Source organism: uncultured Microbacterium sp. (assembly GCF_963521695.1).
Taxonomy (GTDB): domain Bacteria; phylum Actinomycetota; class Actinomycetes; order Actinomycetales; family Microbacteriaceae; genus Microbacterium.
Genome location: NZ_CAUQWC010000127.1, coordinates 1 through 9,768 on the forward strand (window position 1 = coordinate 1; position 9,768 = coordinate 9,768).

Annotated in this window: 12 protein-coding genes; 11 read left to right on the forward strand and 1 reads right to left on the reverse strand. The window is 66.3% G+C overall.

The window, feature by feature from the left end; all coding sequences use genetic code 11:
- Positions 1-277: 277 nt before the first annotated feature.
- The 3 genes from RWP81_RS10385 to RWP81_RS10395 all read left to right on the forward strand — a co-directional run bounded on the left by RWP81_RS10385 (position 278) and on the right by RWP81_RS10395 (position 1,659).
- The gene (locus RWP81_RS10385) at positions 278-535 is read left to right on the forward strand and encodes a hypothetical protein (RefSeq protein WP_314455816.1); all 258 of its coding nucleotides are present in this window, start codon (positions 278-280) and stop codon (positions 533-535) included.
- Positions 532-831, forward strand: coding sequence for a hypothetical protein (locus RWP81_RS10390; protein ID WP_314455819.1), 300 nt, complete (start codon positions 532-534; stop codon positions 829-831). Before RWP81_RS10385 ends, RWP81_RS10390 begins: the two co-directional genes overlap by 4 nt.
- Before the next feature lie 69 nt (positions 832-900).
- Entirely contained in the window at positions 901-1,659 is a 759-nt protein-coding gene (locus tag RWP81_RS10395; RefSeq protein WP_314455822.1) for a ParA family protein, read from the forward strand.
- Between the two features lie 391 nt (positions 1,660-2,050).
- On the opposite strand, the gene RWP81_RS10400 is transcribed toward RWP81_RS10395, so the two are convergent.
- Positions 2,051-3,196: a geranylgeranyl reductase family protein gene (locus RWP81_RS10400; RefSeq protein WP_314455824.1), complete on the reverse strand. Its 1,146-nt coding sequence runs from the start codon at positions 3,194-3,196 to the stop codon at positions 2,051-2,053.
- Positions 3,197-3,409: 213 nt separating this feature from the next.
- On the opposite strand from RWP81_RS10400, the gene RWP81_RS10405 reads away from it, so the two are divergent.
- From RWP81_RS10405 to RWP81_RS10440, 8 genes are all read left to right on the forward strand, one after another.
- Entirely contained in the window at positions 3,410-3,922 is a 513-nt protein-coding gene (locus RWP81_RS10405) for a hypothetical protein (protein ID WP_314455826.1), read from the forward strand.
- Positions 3,919-4,989 carry a hypothetical protein gene (locus RWP81_RS10410; RefSeq protein ID WP_314455828.1) on the forward strand — a complete coding sequence of 357 codons (1,071 nt, stop codon included), beginning with the start codon at positions 3,919-3,921 and terminating at the stop codon, positions 4,987-4,989. The genes RWP81_RS10405 and RWP81_RS10410 overlap by 4 nt, the downstream gene beginning before the upstream one ends.
- On the forward strand, positions 4,986-5,447 hold the full coding sequence (locus RWP81_RS10415) for a hypothetical protein (RefSeq protein ID WP_314455831.1): 462 nt from the start codon (positions 4,986-4,988) through the stop codon (positions 5,445-5,447). Before RWP81_RS10410 ends, RWP81_RS10415 begins: the two co-directional genes overlap by 4 nt.
- A gap of 119 nt (positions 5,448-5,566) precedes the next feature.
- Entirely contained in the window at positions 5,567-6,109 is a 543-nt protein-coding gene (locus RWP81_RS10420) for a hypothetical protein (RefSeq protein WP_314455833.1), read from the forward strand.
- Positions 6,110-6,112: 3 nt separating this feature from the next.
- A complete protein-coding gene (locus tag RWP81_RS10425; protein WP_314455835.1) occupies positions 6,113-7,270 on the forward strand; it encodes a hypothetical protein in 1,158 nt (385 codons plus the stop codon).
- Between the two features lie 71 nt (positions 7,271-7,341).
- Positions 7,342-7,638, forward strand: a complete 297-nt coding sequence (locus tag RWP81_RS10430; protein ID WP_314455837.1) for a hypothetical protein — start codon at positions 7,342-7,344, stop codon at positions 7,636-7,638.
- Positions 7,639-8,070: 432 nt separating this feature from the next.
- Positions 8,071-8,409, forward strand: a complete 339-nt coding sequence (locus RWP81_RS10435; RefSeq protein ID WP_314455839.1) for a hypothetical protein — start codon at positions 8,071-8,073, stop codon at positions 8,407-8,409.
- A gap of 98 nt (positions 8,410-8,507) precedes the next feature.
- Positions 8,508-9,768, forward strand: a 1,261-nt coding sequence (locus RWP81_RS10440; RefSeq protein WP_314455841.1) for a hypothetical protein, incomplete at its 3' end; no start/stop codon positions are given.

Here is a 9,768-nt window from a genome sequence, read left to right on the forward strand (position 1 = left end):
AGTGACGCCGATTCCGGGCGAAATAAGCCCGTAGGGCGCGTCCGGAATCGGTGGCACGTAGCCGTTGGAGCGAAATAGGTTGAGACCGCGGAGAGGTGAAGAAAACCTCAAGGGATGGGCCGCTGTGCGGCCTCACCACGGCGGCGCGCAGCGCTGCTGCGCGAGGTATCTCGCGCCCCCGGAACGGGCAACGCTCACGCGGATTCGCGCTCGTCCCCACTCCCCCGGCCCGCAGGCGGAACTTGTTGGCATCGAACGAATGTTCGATACTTACGGGATGCGCGACGACAGACCTCGGTGGCATCCGCAGCTGCTCGCGCGCGAGGGCCCTCCTACGCATTGGGTGATGCTCGACGCCCAAGACGATGAGGTTGGGGCGATCGACCTACGCCGCACCGACGACGGCCCGCGGTACCGCGTCGAGTACAGGGGCGCGCTCCTGGGCTGGGCGACGTCGCTCAAGATCGCGACGGAACGGCTGCATCGGGCGATCATTTCCGCCGGCGTTCCTCGCGGCGGGATCAACGGCTCATGACAGCCGAGAGTGCGCGAGGGCTGCTCATGGTGCAGGTGTGGTCGCCCATGTCGCAGCTCCAGAGATCTCCCGAGCCGGGGGTTTGGTACATCTTCGACAACAGCCGACGTATCGCGATCGTGCGTGTCGTGGAGATTCATGGGCGCAAGCTCCTGCGCTCGGTCACCTTCGACCACGACCCCGAGCAGCGGCAGCTCATCGGCTACTTCCCTGAGGACGCCATGCGACTAGCGGTGGAGTGTACGTGGGCGGAGTACGTCAAGCACCGCGGGCCTTCGACAAGCAATCGGAAGTAGCTACCCAGATACCTATATAGGTATCTGGGTAGCTTGCTATCTGGGTGCCTACCCAGATAGGTTGCAGCCATGCAGAGCTTGATGATCTACAGCGAGAGCGGTGGAGCGACCAAGAGCACCACCGCTGTCTCTCTGGCGACGGTGGCCGCCGAGGACGGGAAACGAGTGATCTTGATAGACCTCGACCCCCGCGGCGCGACGACGAAGTGGCTCGACGCTCAGCCGGTCGATACCGGGCTCGACGTCGGCGCGATCCTGGGCAACCAGGACGTGCGGGGATGGGCCGATGAGCTGGCGGTGCCGTCACCGTTCCACGAGAACTTGCGCGTCATCCCGTCCGATCGGAGCGTGAGCGCGCGTGAAACAGACGACCCGGGGGAGGTTGGGCAACGCCTGGCCGACTCACTCGAGGGCGTGCCCGCCGATCTGGTGATTATCGACTGCCCAAACCGGCAGGGCGGGTCACTGATCTTCAACGCACTGACCGCTGCGCAGTCCGTCATCTACGCCGCCACGCCCACCGCTGACGGCGTAGACGGGTTCCTCGGTGCCCAAGAGAGCGTCATGCGGTACAACGCCACCAGCGGCCACCAGGCGGTCACAGAGGCCGGGATCATTGTCGGTGGCTACAAGGAGACGGTGACGCCACGCGAGGCGACGCACAGCATTGAGCAGATGCGTGAGACGGGCCTGCTGCTCACGCCTCTGATTCCGCACCGGACGATCGTGGGGGAGGTGCGGTACTCACACGACTGGTACGGCCGTTTCCGCAAGGGCGCACCCGTCGCTGACGCATACCGAGAACTGGCACGAAAGGTCATCCGATGACGAACGAAGATCGCCCCCAGAGCCTCCCTCGTCGGGCACAGCCGGCCCCTGACCGACGCGACCCGATCGAGTCGTCAAAGCCCCGCCCAGCGCCCGCTGCGGCGCCCGCTGCGGCGCCGGCCGCGACGCCCGCTCGATCGAGCGCGGCTGCTCCGCGTGCACGGCAGCGCAAGGCTCCCACGGAGGTACTGCACGCGGATATCGACATCGAGCTGTCGTACTACGTGGAAGACCTGCGCGCAGCGTCAGGGCGAACAAAACGAGACATCGTGGAGTCGGCCCTGCGCGAATACCGGGACCGGAACCCACTTGCGTAAGCACCGCGGATCGAGATAGCCAGATACCTATATAGGTATCTGGCTATCTTGCCGTTTGGGGGTGGCGGTCGCGGTTAGCGCGAGAGCATCGCCACGGCGCGCCGAACCGACGAGTGGCGGAATGCGCGGGCGAGGTTGGTTTCACCGTTGCAGAACCGGAAGAAGTAATTGGCCCCGAATCGGGAGTGAGCCGTGAAGAGCTGCACCAGCGCGGAACGCTTCTCGAAGAACCGGAGGAACGCCGACCCGGCGCTTATTTCCGGTTCAAGCTCGCGCGTGATCTGTGCGGAGTAGCCGCTCAGCGCAGTCTCATCGCCGCCGATGAACGCCGCGGCGGCAGCACCCGCCCAGGTGCCCGATCGGAGAGCAAAGCTGATGCCCTCGCGCGTCCACGGCTCGAGCAGGCCGGCCGTCTCGCCGGCCACGATGACGTGTCCGCGGGCGGATGGTGTGCCCACCCGGCGCCATTGGGTGAGGTGTCCGCTGTCGTGTAGCGGGGGAGTGTTCGCCATACCGAGGCGGGAGAGCCACTGATCCAGGTACTCGCGGGTGTGCGGCGCATTGCCCTTGGCCTCGATGACGCCGACGGTGAGGGAGTCCTTCTTCGGAAAAACCCATGCGTAGGTGCCGGGTCGCGGACCCCAGTCGAGCAGGGCGGTAGTGCGCCATTGCTCGCCGGTGGGCATCGGGATCTCCGCTTCGAGGCCGAGGTCGGCCTGTTCGATTTCGACGCCGACGTATCGCCCGATTCGGCCACCGGAGCCGTCCGCCCCGACGACGACCCGGGCGGTGAACGTGTCTTTGTCCGTGGTGAGGGTCACAATGCCGTTGTTCTCGCTGACCGCGCGGACGTTCACGCCGTCGCGAAACTCGGCGCCGGCGGCCTTGGCGGCGTCGACGTTCTGCTGGTCGAACGTCTCCCGCTGCACCATTGCCAGGGAGGCGTCCGGGCCGAAACGACGGGTGATGCGGCCCATGTTGCGGGAGAACCCCACGGCATTGATACGGCGATCGACGTCGTACGTGACTCCGGGCGCGAAGTAGTTGCGAGAGGTGCCGATGAGGCCGCCGCCGCACGTCTTGTAGCGGGGAAATCGGGCCTTGTCGAGTAACAGGACGCGGGCGCCGTTCTCTGCTGCGACGCGGGCGGCGCTGGCTCCTGCCGGCCCTGCACCTACGACAACGACGTCCCAGTGGTTGTCGGAGGTCTCGTGTGTCATAGGGGGCAATTCTAGGACGACCCGCTCTACCTGGGCCTGAGAAGGCTCCGGCGGGGGAGCGCAGCAACTCGTCATCGCTCGGTCGGAAGACGTTGCGCACTCTCCCAGGCTTTCGTCAGAACGGCCTCGTTTCCTAGGCATGACTATAAGATTTCTAGGTTGCTGACTGGGCCGGGGGGCGCAGCCGGAGGACGCGAAACGAGGAGGGGCCCGATGAAGCACCGCCAGCGGAGAGCGGCAGCACTGCGACTCGTGAAGGACCGGGGCATCCCCGACACTGTGAGCTTTCCCGACCTCGTGCAGCTGGTCGAGAGCTACCGCGGAACGACAATCAAGTTCCGGCAGGACCCGCGACTGAACGGGCAGCGAGTATGCGGCGCGTGGACCGGCGATCCGGTCAATCGCATCGACACCATTCACGTCCCCGCCGACGCGAAGATTGAAATGCAGCTGTTCATCGGCGCACACGAGCTCGGTCACATGCTGGACGAAGAAGTCGGCCGTGAGACGCGGCTGGGCGACGACCCCCGCGTCAAAGAGTTTTTGGCATCCGTCCTGAACCCGGACCGGATGGTCCCCTACGCCTTTCAGGGCATCGACGACCTCACCAACGAGCGCGAGGCACGCGCCGAGGCGATCGGTGACTTGCTGGTGCTGCGCGTGCTCCGCGGACGCCGGCAGAGCACTACCCGCGATTTCAAGTTCGAGCAAGTGTTCGCGGGATGACCTTCCTGGACGCAGCGGCGGCAGTGCTGCGGTGGCTGGTTGAAAGCCCCGTAGACGCCATCACCATCGCTGTAGCGACGGTGGCCGTTGCGTCGGTCCTGCGCAAGAAGATGCGCGAACGACGCTCGATGCTGCCCTCAGGTGTCCTCCTGTGGGCGGCCGCGTGCATCCTGCAGATTCACGTCGTCTATGACTTCATCGACCCGCTGTTGGGCGGCTCGAACGTCACTAACTTGCTCTATCGGATTCTCGTCACCGCGGCGCTGGGGTGCCTCGAAGTCATGGTGATTCGCGCCACGAAGGGCCGTGGCACGCCCTGGGAATCCCTCGTCGCGGCGATCGTCGTCGGGATGATCGCGCTGCAAGCGCTGATCTTCGCCGTGAACTCCTGGCCGGTCACCGACACGTATCTCTCGGAGTATGGCGGAGAAATAGGCCGCGAGCTGTTTTGGAACGTAATGCCACTGTGCATCGGCGTGTTCTCCGTGCACGTCATCCTCACGGTGGGAGCGGAATGGCGGGCCCATTCGGTCCGTGCGACGCGGTGGGGCTTGGCCCTCATCGGCTTCGCCGCCGCCCTCGACCTGCTGTGGCTGTTGGAGAACCTGGCGACGAGCACCTATCGCGTGCTCGCGGATAGCAGGTTCTTGCTCGGTCCGAATGGCGATGTCATCGGGGCGCTGCTGGTCGGTACGATGATCGCCTGTACAGGGCTAGGAGTGGCCGTCGGCTCGGCGGAAAAGCTTGTAGACCACCTGTGGATGCGTCTGCTGCTGATTCGGGCGACTCCCATTTGGCACCGCGTCATCAAGTCAGCACCCGAGCTGACGTTGACGGGTAGGACGGGTTTGGCGAGTTCGCTTTTCACTCTGGAAGTCGAGCACGTCCTATATCGAAGGTGGAAAGAAATGCTGGACTGCGAACGAGCGGGAAAGTTCACCCCCACTGACGCTCAGCGCGGCCTGCTGGATGAAATCGGCCGCACCCTCAGTGGGTCCACCGATGAGACGCACGATCGCCCACACGCCGGCCTTAGCGGCCTCCTGACGGCAGGACGAGCATCATGAGCGACACCGACTGGTACTCCCCGGAGCAGAAGCACGAGCGCGCCGAACTGGCGCGCAAGCTGAATCTGCTCATGGATGTGATCGTTGCCGACGACGGCAAACCGACGAGTTACCGCGCCCTGGCGACGTTCCTGGAAGCGCGCGGAATCAAGCTCAGCCGCGCCCGCTGGACATACATGACAAGCGGCAATCGCTACGTCGTCAACGACCGCAAGCTGCTGACCGGTATCGCGGAGTTCTTTGAGGTCGACCCGAGCTATCTCCTCGGCTCCAACACCGACGAAATTCCCGCCAAGGTCGAGGCCGCGTTGCAGTTCGTTCGAGCCGAGCGCCTGGGCGCCGTCCGCCTGTTCGCAGCTCGCAAGCTCGGTGAGGTGTCGCCGGAAACGTTGGCGAAGCTCACGGCGATCTTGGACGAGGCCGCCGAAGGAACCGATCAGAAGCCGACCGCCGACTAGGACCAAAAACCTCCTAGGCATGACTAGCTAGGCATGCCTAGGACTGTTAAGCTCGCTCCCGTAGGGCAATAGCGCGGGGCGTCCCCGCGCTGTGTCCACAGCGATGGGAGCGGTATCCGATGGTCCGACTGGGCACAAGTTCGCGGGGGACGGCGGGGGCCGTCCTGGCGATCGCATCGGTGCTGGCGTTGACCAGCTGCACGGCCACGCCCGCGCCCGTCGACGCGGCCGACAGGGGCGCGGCCTCGTCGACGGAGGCCCCGGCCCCCGTCGAGTCCGCCACGGCAGAGAACGACCACGACGAGTCGATCCCGCACGATCACGACGTCGAGGTGGACCCGAACGCCGACGTCGACGTGACGGCGCTCGCAACCCGGACGGTGACGCTCTTTTGCCGTCCGTCGCTCGCTTACGCGACATGGATCGCAGAGCTGTACCCGGTGCTGTCGCAGTCGGCGGCGGTCGCTTACGAAACCGTCGACCCGGCGAATGTGCCGTGCACGGGCGTCACGGGCGACGCGCGGATTCGCGACACGGACGGTGCCTACACCGCGCGCGTGCTGGTCCCCACGGATGCCGGCGACTACTCGGTCTACGTGCACCGCCCCCTCGACACGGCCCCGTGGGCCGTCGAGCAGATCACCCCTCTGGCATCGGAGTAACCGGTGGCGAAGGGGGGAGCGGGCGTGCTGGCAGCGGTCATGGTGCCGGTGCTGGCAATCGCGATGCTGCTGTGGGTGCTGTTCTTCGGCGGGGCGGCCTCGGCGGCGTGCCTGCCGGGCGGGGGACCGGTGAACATCGCCGCGATCCCCGCGGATGCCAAGGTCGGCGCCTACGGTCACGACCAGCTCGTGAACGCCGCTCTGATCGTCAACGCCGGGGCCGCGAAGGCGCTCGGTTCGGACGGGCAGACCCTCGGCGTGCAGACGGCAATCGGGGAGTCGTCGCTGGTGAACATCGACTACGGCGACAACGCGGTCAACCCGGACGGGTCGATCGCTGACTCGATCGGTCTGTTCCAGCAGCAGTCGAGCTGGGGCACCGTCGAAGAGCGCATGGACCCGACGACCTCGGCGGGCTTCTTCTACGACCGTCTTGTGAAGGTCGAGGGGTGGCAGGCGATGGAGCCCTCCATCGCGATCAACAAGGTGCAGCGCAACTCCGACCCCAACCACTACACGAAGTACCGCGGCGACGCGGTGGCGATCATGGCCTACTTCGCCACCCTCGGCGGCGGTTCGGCAACGCCTGGCGCGACGTCTCCGGCATCGACGTCGGCCGCGACGCCGGCCCCCGTCGCCGCGGGGTGCGCCGCTATCTCCGGTGACGCGCAGGCTCTCGCGCAGGGCCTCGTGAAAGCGATGGATGAGGGTCGGCTGACCTTCCTCGAGGATCGCTACGCGCAGCAGGTCCGCGACGTCGCCGCGGGCACCGCGTCGGCGGACTGCGGGATCGACCTCCGCATCCTCCAGATCATGACGGTGGCGCTGAACACGTTCGACAAGGTGGGCGTCTCCGACATCAACCGCAAGTGCACCGGTGAAACCGGATACGGGGCGGGCACCGCCTCGTCGCACTACATCGACGGCGGCGGCCACGCGGTCGACTTCTACTCCTTCAACGGCACCGCCACCACCGGCTGCGACGCGAACGCGCTCAAGCTGCTCGGCGTCCTGGACCCCCAGGTGCCCAACGGCACGCGCGCCGGCCAGATCCAGTGCCGCTCGACCACCTACGTCAACATCAGCGGTTTCTACGACCCCGCGACCCATCTGCACATCGACATGGGCTTCACCGACGCCCCTCTCACCACCACCGGATAACCGGACCCTTTCGGCGCCCCAACCGGCGGCGACGAGAACCCCGCACCACCAACAACGAAACGGAGCACACCATGTCCGCACTCCTCGCTGCGACCGACAGCCTCATCACCCTCGCCAGCGTCGTGCCCGACCCCGGCCCCGGCAGCATGCCTCCCGGGTTCGAGGCCTTCACCACCGTCATGGGCTGGGGCAAGTGGGTCGGCCTCGGCGTCGCCGTCATCGGTCTGATCATCCTCGGCGTCACCATGACCGTCTCCGCCCGTCGCGGTGAGGGCGGCGAAATCGGCGGCTGGCTTGGCCGTCTGCTCGTCGGCGTGATCATCGTGTCGGCGGCGTTCACGATCGTCGGCTTCTTGATGGGCGCGTAGCGTCCCGGAGGAAAGCCACCGATCAACGAAAGGCACGACGTCATGAGCGACACAGAATCCCGCAACCCCTTCACCAGCCGAGGGTTCATCTTCGGAGCGATCATCTTCGGAATCCTCGTGCTGGCGGCGATTCTGCTCGCTGTTACGTCCCTTGGCGGTGGTGGCGGGCAGAGCGCGCCCGCCACCACCCCAACCCCCCCCCCCACCCGAACACCCCAGCCCGACCCCGCGGCGGCCAGCGGGTGCGGCCACACGGGCAACGAGTCGACCCCCACCCCAGTCACCCCCCCTGATGCGGAGTGGAACATCGCAGGGACGGTGGCAGTACCAAGCTCGGCAACGGCGGGCCCCGGCGTGGTAGACGACGGGTTCCGCTCTTGCTTCGCGCACACCTCTGAGGGAGCGCTTTTCTCCGCGATCAGCTTCGTCGCAATGTCCTCCGATGCTCAGACCGCCTCGCGCGTCAGCGAGATGGTCGTACCCGGAGTGGGTCGCGACGCGGCTATCGCGAACACCGACCCGAACGCGCCAATTTCCTCGACCCGCCTCCAGCTCGCCGGCTACAAGGTCACGGCGTACACCGCCGATGAAGCGGTTATCGACCTCGCCTGGACCGTCACGACCAGCGGCGGCGCACTCGTCAGCTACCCCATCGCCCTCAAGTGGAGCGAAGGCGACTGGAAGGTGCAGGTCGCTGACAACGGCCAGCCCCGATTCTCTGCTTCCCCGCTCGACTCGCTCGGCGGATACATACCTTGGAGTGGCATCTAGTGACCACAACTCCCGACGCGGGCTGCCCGCCCCTCGACCTCTTCTGCACCATTGGAGAGGGAGTAGGCGAAGTCGTATCCGCCGCGACTAACGATGCTTTGCAGCAGTTCGTCAACAACATCTTGGAGGGCTACGGCAAGGCGATCGTGTCGCTTGGCACCCTCTGGGTGAATGTCCCCTCCCCGGTGACCGTGGTCGACCGGGGAGGCGGCGTTAACGGAGGTGGCACGCCGCCGCTGCCGGGCGCATTCGAGACGATCCTCGGTTACGTGACGTGGGTCGCTGCGGGCCTCGCGGTCATGTCGCTCATCATCGCCGGCGTCATGATGAGCGTTCGACGTCGCCACGGCGACGGCGAAGCGCACATCGGCCGCGTCGGCGTGATCATCTTCGCCGTCTTCCTGCTCTCCGCAGCCTCCGCGCTCGTCACAGGGTTCCTTCCGCTGGCGATGCACCTCAACGAGTCCTCGAGCGTGGTCGGCTGGGTGCAAGGTCAGCTCGAGTGGTACGCCGGCGGCCTCGCAATCCTCTCGATCCTCGTCGCCGCAGGCCGCATGGTGTGGACCCAGCGCGCCGGTGAGCTGCGCACCCTCGCCCGCTCCGTGCTGACGCTGATCGCTGTCGCCGGAGCCGGGCTCGTCGTCATCCGCCTCGCCACGCAAGCCGGGGATGCCTTCTCGATCTGGATTCTGAACAACTCCACCAACTGCGACGTCACCAACGGTGAGAGCAACTGCTTCGGCACCAACGTCTTCGCGATGATCAACCTCACCGCGACCTCGCCCATCGGCCTCATCGGCCTGTTCTTCCTCGGCATGCTCGCCGTGCTGATGACCTACGTACAGATCGCTCTGATGATCTTCCGCGGCGCGATGCTCGTCGTCCTCGCCGGCATCTTCCCCGTCGCCGCGGCCGCGACGAACACCGAAATCGGCCAGCAATGGTTCAAGAAGGCAATGGCGTGGACCCTTGCCTTCATCCTCTACAAGCCCGCCGCCGCGATCGTTTACGCGATCGCGTTCCGCATGACCGGAACCGACCTGTTCAAGTCGGACGGCACCGGGCTCTTCCAGATCGTCACGGGCCTCGCACTGATGCTGATTGCCCTCGTGGCACTACCTGCCCTAATGCGCTTCCTCGTCCCCGCTGTCGCGTCCGTGGGTGGCGGCGGTGGCGGAGCGGGTCTGCTTCTCGGAGGCGCGGCGATCGCCGGCGCTGGGGACATTGCTACCGGTGCGATCCGCTCGCGTGGCGGCGCGGACGGTGGCGGCTCCGGCGGTGGTGGGGGCGGCGGCTTCGGGTCGCCGCCGAGCGGCAGCAATGCCGCGGCAGGCGGCAGAGGCGCATCAGCCGCAACGC